The sequence below is a fragment of the Nostoc sp. DedSLP03 genome, from assembly GCF_034530815.1.
Classification (GTDB): domain Bacteria; phylum Cyanobacteriota; class Cyanobacteriia; order Cyanobacteriales; family Nostocaceae; genus Nostoc.
The window spans coordinates 26,282-44,269 of the sequence record NZ_JAVRCK010000051.1; the positions used below are offsets into that span (position 1 = coordinate 26,282).

Sequence of the window (17,988 nt, forward strand, 5' to 3'; positions counted from 1 at the left end):
AATTAAAATATAGGCTTGTTTAAATATTGTGACAGTTGCTTCTTCGCAAAAGAACGCTCTTGCGGTTTAGTGTTTGTATTGATGTGCAATTTTAAGCCAACCTTCTGCAATGGGATTGTATCGACTAACAATGCGATTGTTTTGACTGATAATGCGATTGCATCGACTAACAATGCGATTGCATCGACTAACAATGCGATTGCATCGACTGACAATGCGATTGCATCGACTGACAATGCGATTGCATCGACTAACAATGCGATTGTGCCGTGCTATTTTATGCAGGTAATGCCGATTGTATCGGGATAGCTCAAGATAAAGGCGTTACGGCTTGTATGGCTAAAAAGATGCGATCGCTTTCTATAGTTTTCTTGACGTTACAATGGGCGTACAGTATCTGCAATTTAGCTAATATACGGTAGATTGCAGGAAGCTGATGACCGAAAAAAAAAGAATACAGAGCAACTAACATTTATTTATAGGGATCAAAAATTTTTGAATTTTGAATACTTCGACAAGCTCAGTACAAGTTTTGAATTTTGAATTCGGAGCGAAGCGACGTGACCCATATTCCGAAAAGTGCAGCCCAATTGTATGAAACAGACTTTGCAGCATGGACAGAAAAAACTGTACAACTCATTCGTGCTGGACAATTTGGACAAGTAGACTGGGATGCTGTGATTGAGGAGATTGAAAGCTTGGGACGGTCAGAACGACGAGAGTTGAAAAGCCGCTTGGAAGTATTATTACAGCATTTGCTCAAGTGGCAATATCAATCTAGTTTGCGGAATGGCTCTTGGCGAAATACGATTGATGAGCAGCGCTACAAAATTGCAGATTTACTGCAAGAGAGTCCCAGCCTCAAGTCTTATCCCGAAGAAGTTTTAGCCCAGTGCTATCATCGGGGGTTGAAAGCTGCTAGTAATGAAACTGAACTACCAATAGATACGTTTCCAGTGGAATGTCCTTATTCCATTGTCCAAGTTCTTGATAGTGAGTTTTTGCCTGATATTATTGATTTGTAACATTAGGTTGATGCGATAAATAACTCCCCTCGCAGCACAGTTACCGCTTGTCCGGCGAGAAAGACGCGATCGCCTCCGTCATAATACACCTTCACCACCCCACCGCGACTAGATGCTTGATAAGCCAAAAACTCATTTTTGTGCAAGCGATCGCGCCAGAACCAAGCAAGACAGCAATGAGCCGCTCCTGTCACTGGGTCTTCATTAATACCTAATCCTGGTGCAAAGAAGCGAGAGACGAAATCATATTGAGAATCAGAGTTAGTCTGGCTGGTGACAATGACATTAGGAATCGCTAAGGTCTTGAGTAGTTGAAAATTGGGCTGTATTTGCCGCACCAATTCTTCAGATTCCAATTCCACAAGATAACCTAGTGAATTCTGCAAGACAGATTTGTAGGCTACACCCAAAGCTTGCTTTAGTTCTGGAGGAGCGACTGTTACTTGTGAATGATTTACTGGAAAATCTAACTCAATCCAATCACCTTGTAACTTCGCAATCAACACTCCACTTTTGGTATAAAAACGTGCAAGTTCATCAGGTAACAAATGTCCCTCTGACCAAAGAACATGGGCACTAGCTAAAGTTGCGTGACCACAAAGTGGAACTTCTACTGTGGGCGTAAACCAACGCAGATTAAAGCCATCATCCTGTCTGACTAGAAAAGCCGTCTCAGATAAATTCATCTCTTGAGCCACCTTTTGCATCCAGCGCTCATCTTGGAGAGTAGGCAAAACACAGACAGCAGCCGGATTACCTGCAAAAGGTGTATTGGTAAAAGCATCAACTTGAGTAATGATTTGTCCCATTAGATAGAGTCACCTTGAAAGTTAGACAGTAATATATTTATCAGGAGTGCGTTAGAGATTTATGCATCATAGTATTTTGTCAAACTAGCTTTGAGAGTTTGTAGTAAAGATTTTAGTGCTTAGAAAATAAGGACTAAAGTCCTGACTACGAACTTGTTTAATGAGAACCGCTATATACAGTACCTTATAAATTAGAAATACAATCTCCAAAAACTAGAGTCAATGTTAAAGCAAACCGAAAACGTGAGGATAAAAATCTTCAAAAGCATCTTTGCTGCTGTCAACTTAGCGCTAATTTCTGGAGGATTAGTTAGTTGTGTTATTGAAGCCCCGCAACCACCTGCACCAACTGAGCAACAAAAACCAGTGTTACAACCTAACCAGAACGACAAAGATGACGACCACAAAGATGACGATCGCAAAAACGATCGAAAAGATGGCGATCGCAAAAATGATAAAAAAGATGACGATAAAGACGATAACGACTAAATAAAGGCAAAACTATCACCTTTATCCTTTTTTTGAGTTTACATTTATGCTTATCCCACAAACTTCTACTTCCCTCGGCGATACTTTACGCCACCGACGGCAACAACTAGCCAAGTTGATTGATTTTCCGGTAATTCTGTGGTCAGGTAGCAACAATCCGCGCAACTTTCCGGCAAATTCCTTTCCGTTTCGTGCTAACAGTCATTTCCTTTATTTCGCCGGACTGCCATTACCAAAGGCGGCAATTCGTCTAGAAGCGGGCAAACTAGAACTATTCATCGACGATCCGTCACCCAGTAGCACCCTTTGGCATGGAGAAATGCCAACACGCGAAGAAATAGCTGAGAAGATTGGGGCGGATGTGGCTCGGCCAATGGCAGAATTAGAGTCTTGGCTAAAAGATGCCGCTACACTTGCCGTCCAAGATGCAGCTACTTGGACGCAGCAATCGCAGCTATTAAATAGATGGGTTTTACCACAAAGTCCTCCTCAAGAAATTGACTTGGAGTTAGCGAAGGCGATCGTTTCACTCCGCCTCAGCCACGATGAGGGTGCATTAACCGAGTTGCGAAAAGCTGCGGCTGTCACTGTCAAAGCTCACAAAGCCGGGATGGCAGCAACACCCCAAGCCAAACTAGAAGCTGAAGTTCGGGCAGCGATGGAAGGGGTGATTATTGCCCACAATATGACTACCTCTTACAACAGTATTGTCACCGTTCGCGGTGAAGTTTTGCATAACGAGCAGTATCACCATAGTTTGCAACCAGGTGATTTACTACTTGCCGATGTTGGCGCTGAAACCGAGACTGGTTGGGCAGGTGATGTGACTCGCACATGGCCAGTTTCGGGTAAGTTTTCATCTACCCAAAGAGATATTTATAATATCGTTTTGGCAGCCCATGATGCTTGTATTGCCAAAATCCAGCCTGGTGTAGAGTATGGGGATATTCACTTGCTAGCGGCTACAGCGATCGCTGAAGGTTTGGTGGAGTTAGGCATTTTACAAGGAAATCCCCAAGATTTAGTAGAAATGGATGCCCACGCGCTGTTTTTTCCTCATGGGATCGGCCATCTACTGGGTTTAGATGTGCATGATATGGAAGATTTGGGCGATTTAGCCGGGTATGAAGAGGGACGCCAAAGGAGCGATCGCTTTGGCTTAAGCTATCTCCGTTTAAACCGTCCCCTGCGTCCAGGAATGTTAGTCACAATTGAGCCTGGTTTTTATCAAGTACCAGCAATTTTAAATGATGCTAATGTCCGTTCAAAATATCAGAATGTGGTGAATTGGCAGCGTTTATCTGAATTCGCCGATGTCCGAGGAATTCGCATTGAAGATGATGTTTTAGTTACTACAGAAGGCAGCGAAGTTTTAACAGCTGCATTACCAAATGATGCTGATTCTATAGAAAATCTAGTTAATGGCTGAGTTCATATCTCACAGGCATTCTTTAGACATCTTGCAAAAGTAACTTTTGCCTTGATGTTGGGGAAAGGTTAAAGGTTAAAGGGTAAGGGAAAATTCCATATCTTTACCCTTTACCCTTTTCCCTACTTATGCAAGAAGTCTATTCTATTACCGTAAGGATTCAGGAGTCAGAATTCAGGAGCCAGAATAAATGAGACAGCCAGCCAAAACATTTCAAGATTTGATAGTTTGGCAAAAAGCACACCAGTTTGTTTTATTGGTATATCAATTTACTGGTCAGTTCCCTAAATCGGAAATATATGGACTTACTTCCCAATTTAGACGAGCAGCAATCTCTATTGCAGCAAATATAGCTGAGGGTTTTAAGAAAAAGGGAGCAGCAGATAAAGTTCGTTTTTTAAACATTGCACAAGGTTCTTTAGAAGAATGCCGCTACTATCTAATTCTTTCAAAAGACCTTGACTACGGTGACACATCAGGATTAATGCTTCAACTTGAGGAGGTTAGTAAATTACTAACAGCTTATGCTAATTCTATTTTGAATTCTGACTCCTGACTCCTGACTCCTGAATTCGTATCTATTACCATTGTGAAAAAGGGTATTTTACTAAATTGCTGTTGAAATATCTAGAGTCATCAGAAACTTCTTGTCCAATCCAGTTTGGTAATTCAATTTGCTGATTTTCATCAGTGAGTTCAACTTCTGCTAATATCAGTCCTTTATTAACACCATCAAACTCATCTATTTCCCAAATCAAACCACCCGACTCTATTTTATATCTGGTTTTTTCTATAAAGGGACGTTGACATAATGTCTCAAGTATTTCTTGAGCATCTTGAACAGGAATAGGATATTCAAACTCTAATCTCGAATATTTAATATTGGGGCCTTTAATGGTCAAATAACTTTTTTCCCCTATTATACGTATGCGTACAGTTGCTTTATCTTCTGTAGCAATATATCCTTGACGATATACACTACCTTCAGCTAATCCTCTCCAGCTATCTCCTCTCACCAAATATTTACGCTCTATTTCTTTTGCCATTTTATTTACCAAATTATTTGCTTTTTTATATCATAAATAATAGAGTAATCCTAAATTTATTCACAAAAATGTGTGCGCAATTATTACAAATTAGAGTGAAGTTGTTTAAGTGTTGATATTGACTAATTAATAATTAGCGATCGCTTCTACTGTAGTCCGATAATTTGTACCCTGATGACGATTTGATGCTATCTGCACTAAACAATTGCAACTAGCAGTAAATTCGTGATTTTTATCCCACTTATTTCAAGGTGCAGTGAATTTTAAAGATTTTTAATCCTCCATATCTACGCTCAATCGCTAACCCGAAATTCAAGCATTTGTTATATAAAAGAACTCACCAAACTTTCTTGTTTAATTTGTTCTTTTGCTAAAGCCAATGCTTGACGAGCATTTTTAAACTTTATTTCATCTGTAAATTTATGCTCAAAATTCTTTAAATAAGCTTCCAAATATCGAATACGTAAGTGTGGATCGGCAGGATTCTGAAGAAAAGGGAGGTCAGCTTCAACCATGAACCGAATAGCCAACAGGGGGATAGGGCTACGAAGTGGACGAAAGTTTGGGTTGTGTAGACCAGGACTTTCATTACGTTTATGAAATTCTCCTATCATCAGTCCTGACTCAACAAACAAAGGTTTAAGTTTTTGTTGGACACTATCTACTACTTTAGTAGCGTCTTCTATATGGATGTCAGGAAAAATAAGTAAAAAAGCTTTATTAATTGCTAATTCCTGCTCTTGAGGATCTATTTGCAGAAATATATCTCGATAGCGTCCAACAATCTCTTCTAATTCTTCTGGATACAAATCTTTTGTGTGAATAACTGCTAGACGAATACTGTTTGATTTGAGAGAGAAAGGTACAAAAGGGCAAACTGCGCCGGGTCTACCTAAGCCAGGATGAGGCCTTCCTAAAAAGGTTTTCACCCAATTCATAATTTCAATTAAGGTAGAAAGGTCTTCGTGTTGCTGGAGTTGTTCAATTTCACGAGTTGTATAGAGTTGCATAAGCTTGAGTTAAATGGAATAATTGTTTAATTCTGAATCCCAAATTAGTTTACATACAGGCGTATTGTAAAACTAATTATTTAAGTAAATAAAACAAGCTCTTTGTTGTTGATTTTTGGTTAATCGGTAGCTTGCAGAAGATAACAATGCTCTCTCATTTAGTTCTGTGAACTTCAAGTAAGTTACTTCAAAACATACACAAACATATTTCACATCAAATAACTTATTTTCATTTGTTTTGAAATTAGTTTGTAATATTTATCTTCAGAACTAATATTTGAATTTTGAAACGTTTGTAGTATATGCTACATTTTGCTGACACACCCTACAATTAATTGACAGATTTTTTCAAAAAGAATTTACGATTTCTATAGGATACGTATGTACCATCATTCGGCATCTACTCCTAGTTGTTTACACTCTTAAACTTCTGTTATTTTTACGAATACATTATAAATTTTATGTGTAAATAGTTATTTTTACTGTAAAAATTTAGTGTAGTTTTAACAGCAACTTTAGGGCTATTATCAAGGCAGTATACTTATAGCAAGTAAAAAGTTTACACAGAATTGGTATAAGTCAATTTTATAAGTTTTATAATACTTACAGCGAATTACAAATTAATAAAGTACACTCTCCCAAATAGATTGGGGAGGATGCTTGATAGAGTGGGGTAGTTAATCCAGTTAATCCACTTAGATGAAAATACTATATTCTCGATTGGTCGATCTCAACGTCAGGTATTTGTAGCAAATATCGGTATTTTAGGCTTTATTTGCTCTCAAAATAAAAATAGTAGAGATAGTTAGAATAAGCCGCGACTTCTCCCGTTCCCCATACCCCTATTCTTAAGTAAGCTACTCACAAAATTAAATATTTTAGGACTTACGGTACTATACCAATTAACCATAATATGCATTAAGTGAAATATATAGGAATCATATTTGATTTTTGAACAAAATTAGGTATTGTACGTGTGTTAGAACGCAGTTCGTAACGCACCAAAACCTTGATGATGGTGCCGTACTCTCGCAGCTACACACCCTACGTATCTTTTCAGAAATCAAATACTAGTCCTATATTTCCGGTGCTGATTGCAACCCCGATTTTGTTGCATATTTACTGTTCTGGGTATTATGGGACTTGCGCAAGTGTCACAAAAAATCGGATTTGTAGTTTGTAGTAAGCGGCTCTAGCCTTATTTTGTTCGCGGAGCGTCTCGCAGAGAGGACTAAAGTTCTCTCTTCTCGAAAAGAGACGCTACTTCGGCTTTGCTCAGTACAAGTGCGCGAACACTACGAACTGAAAAGAATATGCCAGTTGCGTAAGACCATTTTGAAAAATGATTCCGACAGATAGATTCACACCAAGCCAGACGCACCAAGGCAATTTCCAATCCAAAATCTAAAATCCAAAATCTAAAATGGTATAAGTCCTATATTTGTTTAATTGGAAGTCCCTTATTTATCAACAAATTCTTTCACCACTGCCATAGCATCAGGAGGAATCTGGGTAATTAGACGAAATGGAAATGCAGCAGTTGAAGCAAACTGAGCATAGTCTGGTGTCAGAAAAATAGCATAGTTTTTAGCTTCTGGAGTCATCTGGAAAGCAAAGGCCAAGGCTATAGCTTTAACGTACTTGCGAACATCTGCTGCTTGTTCGCCGACAACTTCACCGCCACTAATCGGTGTATTTGGTTGTCCGATCTGATCTAATGTGGTGCTGGGGTCTTTTACACTGAGATGAGTACTCCCAATAATACCAACTAGGAATTTTGGGGATGGGATCTTTTCAAATCCCACAATCTGTTCAGTTAAAGCTGGTGTAGTTTTATCGGCGGAACCTGCTAACACGATGGTAGGAATTTGTATCTTAGTTAACCCAGTTTCGCCAAAAATTAGAGAAGTTGTCGGATTGAAAGCGATCGCTTGTTTGATTCTAGGATCTCGTAGTTGATAACTATTTTCTGGTAATTCTTGAGCGATACACTGGATATTTTCTCCCAAACTCAAGATAGTCAGGTTCTTTTTACAGCGTTGTTTGAGATGTTCTAGTTGCAACTCGGCTCCAGCAAGTGCTAAAGCTGTACCACCACCAAGAGAATAGCCAACAACCATCGCGTTTGTAGTTGCAAGTTTCCCTTGTAGGGGATAATTAGCTGTTTGGTTGAGTTTTTCTAATTCATCCAGAACAAAACTAATATCTTGAGGACGATACAAAAACTCTTGAGGCTTCATAACTCTGGTTTTGCCTTGTAATGCTATATCAGTATTTGCCGCATTACTACCGGGATGTTCTAAAGCTGCTACTACATAACCGTGGGATGCTAAATGTTCTGCTAGGTAACGCAAGTCCGTGCGAACCGATCCGAAGCCGTGAGAAAAGACAATTACGGGTTTGTCGGGAGTTGCAGCAGTTGACCAATAAATATCAACTGGGATTTGGCGATCGCGCTTTCGATCGTTCAAACTTAAATTGAGTATTTTTACTTGGGCGCTTCCTGGTTGGCTGGGATCGAAAGGGAAAGCAATCTGCGGTGTTCCCGGCTGTGCTGTTATCGGGTTGAGTTGGGGAGCGATCGCTAACATGAATTGCTGGGTACGCCAAAAAGCTGTATTTAAGTTTTTTGTAACAACGAAAGCTTTTGGTAAATCAATTTCTAAGCGTTTACTGGGATAAGCGGCGATAAAACTTAGTATAGAAAGACCTTGCGGTGCAGTAGAACCTAATATCAAGCCTGCTCTGAGCGCTTGTACGCCAGCTTTGTCCTTTCGGGCTAAGGCTGTAGCGAAGTCATTGAGAATAGTTGTACCAATCTGGGTATTAATTAACTTATCAAGTGTGACAACATTCATCGGTATATTCATACTCAACGCCCCCAAGAAGAAGCGGCGTTGTTCTTCAGACAAAGACTGCAAACTCCCAGGCAATTTTCCTGTTTTTACAGCCTTTTGCAACTCAGTAACAGAAATGGATTCTGTAAATAAACCCAAACGCACAACAACCGTGTCAGCAGCAATGGCTGAAGTATTTACGCCGAACTGTGTAAGTGCGATCGCGCTAAATAAACCCGCAACTGTCTTAAGACTTCTCCAATTTCCCATAAACTTTTATACCAATTGTTACTTACGGGAATATAACGGATATTTGTGTATTTGACTACTCCAATAATTGCTTAGAAATAAAAGTAAATTTTTTCTTAACTTGATGGCGATGTCTACGACGGGCTATGCCTATGCTCTAATCTCCTCAAAGCATCTGCTAATGCAAACAGAGCCATATTACAAGGATAACAAAGGTAACGAATTGTAGAATTCATTACAGCCAAAAATTTGAGCATAAATCAGTGTTAACAGCCACAAAAGCTCGATTGTTTCTCAGCTAAGTTTAAGACTGTAACGGAGCTACTAGAACAGGGAAAGCGATACCTGCGGCGGTAAACTACGCATCTACAATCTGCAATTTTTTTTTGACAGAAAAATTTAACCAACTGCTTAATGTTTTGTCTTTGCTGTTTAAAACGTTTTGCAGAGGTGTTGCAGGTGAATCGTTACTCATCAAATTCCCCCAGCCGCATCAACAATTTTTCTTGGCTTTATGCGTCACAGACTACCCTATATTTTAATTTTTCTGCTCTCTCTGAGTATTATTACACTGTGGTGGCCTGTGAATGATTCTGATTGCAATTTCGAGGCTTTTATCGCATCAAAAACTACAAAATTCCAAGTACATGCTACTAAGGTTATTGTTCAGCCGTGGCGTGGTCGTCATCATGTATATGGCATCTTTATGATTCCTGATGAATACAAACAAGCTCCATTTTTTGTGTTAACAGTCCAAGGTGCTGGTAGTTACTGTTCAAAACAATTTGGTTATAAACAAAACTTTGATGATATCTTTGCTGAACCAGGAACTTATCTGGTCAAGAAGGCTATTAGAACTCGAAAAACTCTGCGGCTTATTCTGCAAGGTTTATATTCTCAGGTCAATGATAAAAATAATTGGACATTGACTTTCCCTGAACCAAAAGCTAGTCACGTCGCTTTGCTCCGAATTCAAAATTCAAAATTCAAAATTCAAAATTCATGATCCCCATAAATAAATTTAGCGCAAAGTCTGAGTGGAGGTTTCCTCTGCTCAGAACTTTGTAAGAGAGGGGCTTGTATCATGAGTCGTTTTTGGTAAAGATAATTCGTAATTCGTAAGTTAGCTTGGTGCTTGAGTTTCCAAAATCTGATTTTTCTCTAATAAGGCACTAGTCGCATTAACTACAATTTGTGCTGCTCCGCTGAAGAACGATCGCTCGATAGTCGCTGGCACATCGCTAGGTTTATGATAGTGCGGAGTGCGTAAATTTGCGGTATCTGTCACCAGCACAGCACCCACGCCTTGGTACCAAAACGGTGCATGATCGCTGCGTAAGGTGTCTGGTGTCAGTAAACCTTTAAAAGGAATTGGTAATGTTAGAACTGCTGGCATTGATTTTTGTTTATTCAGGGCGGTTGAGGGGATATTTTGTGAGTTTTGAAAGGCATTTAAGAAAGGCAAATGTTCTGTATCACCGACTACTACTAAAAAGTCGCCCTTGTCGCTAGGTGGCGTAACAGGCAATCCGGCAGGGTATTTCTGACATCCAGGAGTGTAACAAGCGTAACCTACCATATCCATAACGATCGCTCCGCCTAAATTTTGCAAGCGTGCTGTCTTACTCACAAAAGCCTGACTACCCAAAAGTCCTGCTTCCTCTTGGTCAAAAAAAGCTAGCTGTAACGTCCGTGGCGTAGGACGAGAACCGAGTAACCGAGCGACTTCCAGCACTACAGCTACACCACTGGCATTATCATCGGCACCAGGGGAAGAGGCAACAGTATCGTAATGTGCTGCTACAAGAATTGCTTTCGCGGCTTTATTCGTTCCTGGACGTTCGGCAAAAATATTCACACCGTCAGAGAAGTTTTCTAATTTAGGTTTCCAGCCGAATTTTTTCAGTTCAGTTGTAATATAAGTGCGAGTAAGCGATCGCTCTTTTGTGGTGTAGCGCTGAAAATTCAACTTTTGGATATGGTTTAACAACTTCTCAGTAGACACTTGGGGAGTAATATCAACTTCCCTTGATGCCTGTAGTTCGGGTGTTCCCACCGGAATCCGCTCAACAATTGTCGGTGAGGGACGCTGTTCAAAAAACGTGCTACCTCTGCTACCCAACACGGCAACCGTCATCAGCACCAACAGCATCAGCCAAATCCATTTTCTCATCTAATTTATCCTTGGCTTCCAGACTTAGGGTAGCGCAAATCCCCAAGCATCATTTTCTAGGATTGCTTTGGTTAAGGTTTTTTGATGAAAATTCGAGATCGCAAAGACGCGATAAATCTGATTATTGTAGAGACGGCAATTCATCGCATCTCTTGCTTGCGTTAACCTAACATTTGTCTTTTAACAACAGCATGGCCAGATTGCACATCAAACCAGTGAATATCTTCAGGGGGCAATGCGAGTGTAATATCCTCGTTACTCCAATTTTGGTCTGTTGGCAACAAAGCACGTACCGTAATCGCTCCAGTTTGTGAACCCTCAACCCTGACACTGACCAAATAGTGCATACCCAAATTTTCCACTAAAAACACTCGCCCTTGAATAGTCTGGCTATCACCCGGTTGAGCAACGCGGACATTTTCTGGGCGGATTCCCAGAACAATCTGCGGTGGTACAGTTGGTATATCTGGGAGAAGGATTTGGAAATTACCCAGGAGCGCGTATTTTCCCTTACAAGGTAGAGTCAGCAAATTCATTTGCGGACTACCAACAAATCCAGCCACAAATAGATTAGCTGGATGGTTATAGATGCGGTCAGGCGGATCGAGTTGCTGGACATAGCCATCGTTGAGCAAGGCAACTTTCGTAGAGAGCGTCATCGCTTCGGTTTGGTCGTGGGTGACGTAAACAACTGGCACTTTTTGAGCGGCAAAAATTTGCTTGATATCGGCTCGGACTCTTTCCCGCAATAGTGCATCCAGGTTACTTAAAGGTTCATCCAGCAGGTAGACATCGGCATTACGCACCAAAGCACGACCGACAGCAACCCTCTGCCGTTGACCTCCAGACATTTGACCAGGCTTACGGTTCATTAACTCTGCTAATCCTAAAACTTCTGCCACTTCTGCCACTCGCTGTTTAATTTCTGTCGGTGGTACTTTTTTCAGCTTCAGTCCAGAAGCGAGGTTTTCGTACACCGTCATGTGGGGATAGAGTGCATAACTTTGGAATACCATTGCAATATTGCGATCGGCTGCTCGTTTATAGGTGACATCTACATCCCCGATTTCGATCTGACCGCGAGTCGGTTCTTCAAGACCCGCAATCATGCGTAGGACGGTGGATTTGCCACAGCCAGAAGGGCCAAGTAAAGTGAGAAACTCATGGTTATCTACAGTTAAGCTAACGTCTTTAACAGGGACGACTTTAGGACTGTAGGTTTTATTCAAGTTTTTAAGTTCGAGTTTAGCCATTTTTCATTTGTCATTTGTCATTGGGCATTGGGAAAGAGGAGGCAGGAGGCAGGAGGCAGAAGTTCTTTAATTTTGAATTTTGAATTTTGAATTTTGAATTTTGAATTTTGAATTGATTTCTCCCCTGCTCACCCCTATCCTTTGACAGCACCAGCGGTAAGACCTTGGACAATCCGGCGCTGGAAAAACAAAACTAGTAAAATCAGGGGTAATGTCCCGATGACAGTTGCAGCAGCGATCGGGCCATAGGGAATTTCATATATTGTCGCACCACCCAACTGAGCCGCAGCAACGGGAATTGTCTTCAACTCTTCACGAGTCATAAATGTGAGGGCAAAAATAAACTCGTTCCAAGCAAAAATAAAGGTAAGGATTCCAGTAGTCACTAAGGCGGGAAGGGTCATGGGTAGCACGATTTGCCATAATAGTTGAAAGGTGTTGTAACCATCGACCCTAGCAGAATCTTCCAAGTCTTTTGGTAATTGTTCAAAAAAGCTTTTAAGTACTAAAATTGTTAGCGGCAAATTGATCGCAGTATAGGGTATAATTAGCGCCAGATAATTATTGCCTAATTTCAGCGTTTGGATAATTTCTAATAGTCCTAAGAACAAGAGAATTCCAGGAAATAAGGTAACAATTAAAATGCTGGCGAGGATAACTTTTTCACCCCAAGGGCGTAACCGTGCCAGAGCATAAGCCGCAGGTGCGCCGATCGCTAAAGCTACAGCAGTAGAAGTAATCGACACAAAAGCGCTGTTGAAGATGTAGCGCCAAAATGGACGACGGGTGAATAACTCAATGTAGTGATTGAAAGTAAAGCGTGTGGGGAAATAAACAGTAGGAACGGCGGCAATATCGTCATTTACTTTAAACGAGGTCAGCAATTGCCATAAAGCTGGTGCTAGGCTAAATAGCACTATTAATACAACTATGATGCCCAGCAAGATTTTTTTTAGAGAAAACTTGGTTCCCCCGGTTCGTTTTGGAGTCGTTGGCACTGCTTGGGGAGTTACACTCATCGGTTAAATAGCTCCTGATGTTTTGGCGCGGTATTTGTTAAGTAAGAAACTAGCGATCGCCACTGCCGCAATTAATATTAAAAATGTCACTACTACCAAGGCTGCTCCATAACCAAAATCTAAGTAGCGCATCACCGTGGAGTAAATGTACAATGACACCACTTCCGTAGCGCCACCAGGGCCACCCCCAGTCATCACAGCAATCAAGTCAAAAATTCCGAAAGCTTGAGCAAACCGAAATAGCACTGCAATTAATATCTGCGGCAGCAGTAATGGCAGGGTAATATTGCGGAAACTTTGCCAAGCAGTTGCTCCATCGACTGAGTAAGCTTCATAGAGGTCTTTTGATATCGACTGCAACCCAGCCAGCAACAGGATACTAATAAACGGCGTAGTTTTCCAAACATCAGCAAAAACCACTGCGATCGTTGCCAGCGTTGGATCTCCTAACCAATTAATCCCAGTTTTAATCAGCCCCAAGCGCAGCAGAATATCATTCACAACCCCAAACTGGTCGTTAAAAATCCAAGCCCACGCCAGACCAATCAAAGCAGTAGGCAAAGCCCAAGGAATAATGGCGGTTGTACGCACTATGCCCCGACCAACAAACGCCTGATTGAGAACTAGGGCAATCCCCAGTCCTAGCAGTAGTTCTGAGATTACTGATGCTGTTGTGAACACGGTTGTCGCCCACAAACTCTGCCAGAAACGACCATCCCCCGCCATCCGCACATAATTCTCCAAACCAGAGAATACGGGTTGTAGCTCTGTTCCCAAATTTCTAGTAAATACGCTTAACCAAAATGCTCGTAAAATCGGGTAGGCAAATACAAACAACAACAGCAGCAATGCTGGTGTTAATAAAATCCAGGCTGTCTGTTGTTCTCGATTTCTAAGTGTATGTAAATTTGTCATTTGTCATTTGTCATTTGTCATTGGTCATTGGTCATTGGGTATTGGGCATTGGCAAAGAGCAGGCAGAAAGCACAAGTTGTTTAATTTTTAATTTTTAATTGCTTTCCCCCTGCCGCCAGCAGTCGGCGTGTTTCGGCAGCAGCAGCTTGCATTGCTCGTTCAGGATTCATTCGACCGGATAATGCAGCGCTGAGATAACGCTGTAAAATATCTGATGTTTGAGCATATTGCGCGATCGGTGGACGTAAAACTGCATTGTCCACAACCTCCAATAACTGCGGATAGTGGGGGTATTTAGAAACAATCCCTGGGTCTGTAAACAGTTCCCGGCGACTGGGCACATAACCTGCACTGAAAATGAATCGGCGCTGTGCTTCCCGACTGGTAAAATACTGAATTGCTTTCCAAGCTTCTTCAGGATGTTGAGAAGATTTCGCAATCCCTAAACCCCAGCCCCCAAGACAAGCCGCTCCCGTCTTCCCAGGAGCATGAACCATCGGTTTAATCGCAATTTTGCCCCGAATTGGCGAATTTTCTGCTTGGGCTAGAGGCCACGCATAAGGCCAACTACGCAAAAACGCTACTTGACCACTTTGAAACAAACGGCGGGTGTCTTCTTCTTGATAGGTTGTGACTCCAGGCGGAGAAACGCCTTCGCTGATGGTACTACGTAGAAACTCAATGGCTTTTAATGTTTCTGGTCGATCTAGTCCAACTTCAAGGGTGTCGGGTTTAACCCAGAAGCCACCAAAGCCATCGAGGACTTCCGCAAACATCGCCACAAGTCCTTCATATTGGCGACCCTGCCAAACATAGCCCCAATTCACCTGCTTTTTCTTCTGCAAAACTTGGGAAATTCGGATCAAATCATCAAATGTTTCTGGTGGTTGCAATCCGGCTTGTTTGATTAAATCTTCCCGGTAATAGAGCATTCCTACGTCGGAACGCACTGGAATGCGGTACAGCTGGTTTTGATAACGTCCCCCTTCTACATCCTGTGGTGAAAATGCTGCTAACTCTTTTTTAGAAATGCGATCGCCTAAAGGTAGCAACCATCCAGCAGCAGCAAACTTGGATGTCCAGATCACATCCATATTGATCAGGTCATACGGAGATTCACCCAAGATAAAAGATGAGGTATACAGGTCTTCGAGCAAATTTGTGGCATTAGGCCCTTCAACTAGGTTAATGCGAATACCTGGGTTCTCAGCCTCGAAGTCTTTAATTAAACCCTGCCTCCAAGGTTGGGCATCAGGGGCAGTCATTAACAGATTGAGGGTAACTGGTTGTTGCGAGAGTGCTACCCAACTGAACAATATAATGCTCAAGAGAGTTGCCAGAAAAACCCCTATATGCAGATAACTTTGTTTTTGAATGAATTTTTGCAAATTGTTTATTGGCTTTCGGTACAACATTATCAATGTAGCGATCGCTAGTAGTAATTCTTAGGAAATAAAAACATAAAACATCTCAAAAAAGATTATTTCGTATTATTTTTTTACGGTTTTTTATAAGTAAAATTAATTTATCAAACAGAATTCTTCAATAGAGAAAACATCAAGTTTGACGCTTTGTCTTTTGACAGCGATCGCAACTTCACTTACAGTTCCGCACTAGAGGAGTTTTGAGTACTGAGTAAGAAGAAAAGAAAAATTTCTTATTACTTCTTCAAAATCTTTATTCGGACACTCAGGACTCATAACTCAGAACTCGGAACTTTTTTTATGGTAGATTTATTGCTGATCGCAATCCTGGGGTTCCTGGGGAGTTTTGGACACTGCTTTGGGATGTGTGGCCCGCTAACAGTGGCATTTTCTCTGTCTCATCAGCCGAAAAGTCCAAAAACAGTCTCCTTGGGACGGACATTAACCTTAGAAAAACCCGATACTTGGCAACAGCAATTAAAATTTCATATCCTGCTAAACCTGGGACGGATGTTGAGCTATGCTCTAGTCGGTGCTGGCATTGGGGCGCTAGGTTCGGTATTGCTGCAAGGTGGACAGCTAGCGGGTGTTGGCAGCGACTTCCGGCGCTGGATGGCAATTTTGACTGGTGTGATGTTGATTTGGTTTGGCTTAGGACAACTAAAACCCGATTTATTACCGCGTATTCCCGTATTACATCCCCTATTGCAAGGTAGTTTACACGATCGCCTCAGCAGCGGAATGCTTAAACTTTCCTTAAAAACCAAATGGTGGACGCCAATGCTTTTAGGGATGACTTGGGGTTTAATGCCCTGTGGTTTCCTGTATGCTGCCCAAATTAAAGCTGCTGAAACTGGCAATATATGGATGAGTACAGCTACTATGCTGGCTTTTGGCTTGGGAACCTTGCCCACAATGCTAGGTGTAGGCGTTTCCACATCTTTGGTAAGTAAAGACAGGCGCAGTCAGTTGTTTCGATTAGGCGGTTGGGTAACACTCACCATTGGCATCATCACCTTGCTGCGGACTGGTGACACAATGGTAGATTACACCGGACACGCCGCCTTAATCTGCTTAATTTTGGCCTTAATTGCGCGTCCGATTAGTGGCTTGTGGGCTTCACCACTGCGTTATCGTCGCGGCTTGGGAGTGGGAGCTTTTGTGCTTTCTGTGGTTCACACCTTCCACATGATAGAACACTCATTGCAATGGAATTTTGCCGCCTTTTCGTTTCTGCCGCCAGAATTTCAGTGGGGGATGGCTGCGGGTGCTGTAGCATTGGTATTAATGTCCCCCGCCGCTTTTACAAGTTGGGAATCGTTGCAAAAATCTTTGGGCAAGCGTTGGCGACAGATTCATCTATTAAGTGTGCCAGCCTTGCTCTTGAGTGCCATTCATACTGTGTTGATTGGTTCCCATTACCTGGGTTCCTTGCAATCAACTTGGGGAAATAAATTAGCGGCAGTACTGATGGTAATTGTTACTCTCAGTGTTTTGCTAGTGCGATCGCGCTTTTTTTGGTCAAAGTTAGCCGTAGAAAAGTTTTATGTTCCCCCAACCAAATCGCGGTAAATCATCTTTATTTTCTGGCTCCGTTTCAACGAGTCAAAAACAGAGGCGTTACCTTCTCAAAAACATTTTCTGGAAGAATCAAGGAACAATAAAGTATTTATTATTCCTCAGTTGCTTAGTTATATCAATAACTAATCTTTACCCTGCCTTTGCTCATAAAGTGGAAGTAGCCTCAGATGTTGGCGGCACTCTCCACATTGAACCAAACGATAATCCCCGTGCTGGAGAACCAAGCCAAGCCTGGTTTGCACTTACCCGCAGAGGTGGAAAGGTGATTCCTCTGTCACAGTGTAATTGTCAGTTGGCTGTTTATGCCGAACCTTATGCAGCCGGAGAGCCACCACTTTTAGAACCACAGTTACAACCTGTGTCAGCAGAACGTTATCAAGGCATTCCAGGTGCAGAAGTTGTCTTTCCCAAGCCAGGTCTTTATGAGTTGCAACTAAATGGCAAACCTGCCTCTGGGGCAAGATTCAAACCCTTTGAGTTCAAATTTGAAGTGACTGTGACAGGGGGCGGGTCTACGCAGAACCCACAAAACCTGCGAAATGTCAATGATGATTTAGTAGAAGGTCAATCTCAACAATTACCAACTTGGGCGATCGCACTGCCAATTCTCGGATTTATCGGCATCTTAGTTGTCGTCATGCAAAGTATGAGGAGGGGTGGGGAGTAGGGAGGAAGCAGGGGAGCAGGGAGACAAGGGAGACAAGGGGCAATTATTGAACAAGTCTCTCC

Annotated in this window: 17 protein-coding genes; 7 read left to right on the top strand and 10 right to left on the bottom strand. The window is 41.8% G+C overall.

Translation table 11 applies throughout. The features are described from left to right. Positions 1-2: 2 nt before the first annotated feature. The gene (locus RM368_RS22895) at positions 3-257 is read right to left on the bottom strand and encodes a hypothetical protein (protein WP_322696164.1); all 255 of its coding nucleotides are present in this window, start codon (positions 255-257) and stop codon (positions 3-5) included. Positions 258-560: 303 nt separating this feature from the next. Between RM368_RS22895 and RM368_RS22900 the strand changes: the two genes are divergently transcribed. Next, entirely contained in the window at positions 561-1,025 is a 465-nt protein-coding gene (locus RM368_RS22900) for a DUF29 domain-containing protein (protein WP_322696165.1), read from the top strand. A gap of 2 nt (positions 1,026-1,027) precedes the next feature. On the opposite strand, the gene RM368_RS22905 is transcribed toward RM368_RS22900, so the two are convergent. Further along, entirely contained in the window at positions 1,028-1,834 is an 807-nt protein-coding gene (locus RM368_RS22905) for a PhzF family phenazine biosynthesis protein (RefSeq protein ID WP_322696166.1), read from the bottom strand. A gap of 222 nt (positions 1,835-2,056) precedes the next feature. On the opposite strand from RM368_RS22905, the gene RM368_RS22910 reads away from it, so the two are divergent. The 3 genes from RM368_RS22910 (at position 2,057) to RM368_RS22920 (ending at position 4,308) form a co-directional block, all read left to right on the top strand. Beyond that, a complete protein-coding gene (locus RM368_RS22910; RefSeq protein WP_322696167.1) occupies positions 2,057-2,323 on the top strand; it encodes a hypothetical protein in 267 nt (88 codons plus the stop codon). A gap of 46 nt (positions 2,324-2,369) precedes the next feature. Then, a complete protein-coding gene (locus tag RM368_RS22915) occupies positions 2,370-3,752 on the top strand; it encodes an aminopeptidase P family protein (RefSeq protein WP_322696168.1) in 1,383 nt (460 codons plus the stop codon). Between the two features lie 190 nt (positions 3,753-3,942). Beyond that, entirely contained in the window at positions 3,943-4,308 is a 366-nt protein-coding gene (locus RM368_RS22920) for a four helix bundle protein (protein WP_322696169.1), read from the top strand. Positions 4,309-4,333: 25 nt separating this feature from the next. Here RM368_RS22920 and RM368_RS22925 read toward each other — a convergent pair whose 3' ends face one another. The 3 genes from RM368_RS22925 to RM368_RS22935 form a co-directional block, all read right to left on the bottom strand. Continuing rightward, positions 4,334-4,798, bottom strand: coding sequence for a CYTH domain-containing protein (locus RM368_RS22925; RefSeq protein ID WP_322696170.1), 465 nt, complete (start codon positions 4,796-4,798; stop codon positions 4,334-4,336). 323 nt (positions 4,799-5,121) lie between these two features. Beyond that, positions 5,122-5,808, bottom strand: coding sequence for a DUF6875 domain-containing protein (locus tag RM368_RS22930; RefSeq protein WP_322696171.1), 687 nt, complete (start codon positions 5,806-5,808; stop codon positions 5,122-5,124). Between the two features lie 1,460 nt (positions 5,809-7,268). Beyond that, positions 7,269-8,915 (bottom strand): alpha/beta hydrolase, encoded by a 1,647-nt coding sequence (locus RM368_RS22935; RefSeq protein WP_322696172.1) that lies wholly within the window; start codon positions 8,913-8,915, stop codon positions 7,269-7,271. A 562-nt stretch (positions 8,916-9,477) separates the two neighbouring features. Here RM368_RS22935 and RM368_RS22940 point away from each other — a divergent pair. After that, complete coding sequence (locus RM368_RS22940) at positions 9,478-9,900, top strand: hypothetical protein (RefSeq protein ID WP_322696173.1); 423 nt, start codon at positions 9,478-9,480, stop codon at positions 9,898-9,900. 117 nt (positions 9,901-10,017) lie between these two features. On the opposite strand, the gene RM368_RS22945 is transcribed toward RM368_RS22940, so the two are convergent. From RM368_RS22945 to RM368_RS22965, 5 genes are all read right to left on the bottom strand, one after another. Further along, positions 10,018-11,067, bottom strand: a complete 1,050-nt coding sequence (locus RM368_RS22945; RefSeq protein WP_322696174.1) for a M28 family peptidase — start codon at positions 11,065-11,067, stop codon at positions 10,018-10,020. 161 nt (positions 11,068-11,228) lie between these two features. Continuing rightward, the gene (locus tag RM368_RS22950; RefSeq protein WP_322696175.1) at positions 11,229-12,320 is read right to left on the bottom strand and encodes an ABC transporter ATP-binding protein; all 1,092 of its coding nucleotides are present in this window, start codon (positions 12,318-12,320) and stop codon (positions 11,229-11,231) included. A gap of 134 nt (positions 12,321-12,454) precedes the next feature. Beyond that, a complete protein-coding gene (locus tag RM368_RS22955) occupies positions 12,455-13,339 on the bottom strand; it encodes a carbohydrate ABC transporter permease (protein WP_322696176.1) in 885 nt (294 codons plus the stop codon). A 3-nt stretch (positions 13,340-13,342) separates the two neighbouring features. Beyond that, entirely contained in the window at positions 13,343-14,254 is a 912-nt protein-coding gene (locus tag RM368_RS22960) for a sugar ABC transporter permease (protein ID WP_322696177.1), read from the bottom strand. 80 nt (positions 14,255-14,334) lie between these two features. Further along, complete coding sequence (locus tag RM368_RS22965; RefSeq protein WP_322696178.1) at positions 14,335-15,669, bottom strand: ABC transporter substrate-binding protein; 1,335 nt, start codon at positions 15,667-15,669, stop codon at positions 14,335-14,337. A gap of 309 nt (positions 15,670-15,978) precedes the next feature. Here RM368_RS22965 and RM368_RS22970 point away from each other — a divergent pair, with 309 nt between their 5' ends. Together RM368_RS22970 and RM368_RS22975 are read left to right on the top strand one after the other, a co-directional pair. Next, positions 15,979-17,250: a sulfite exporter TauE/SafE family protein gene (locus tag RM368_RS22970; RefSeq protein WP_322696179.1), complete on the top strand. Its 1,272-nt coding sequence runs from the start codon at positions 15,979-15,981 to the stop codon at positions 17,248-17,250. Continuing rightward, positions 17,225-17,926, top strand: a complete 702-nt coding sequence (locus tag RM368_RS22975; RefSeq protein WP_322696180.1) for a hypothetical protein — start codon at positions 17,225-17,227, stop codon at positions 17,924-17,926. The genes RM368_RS22970 and RM368_RS22975 overlap by 26 nt, the downstream gene beginning before the upstream one ends. The last annotated feature ends 62 nt before the right edge of the window (positions 17,927-17,988 follow it).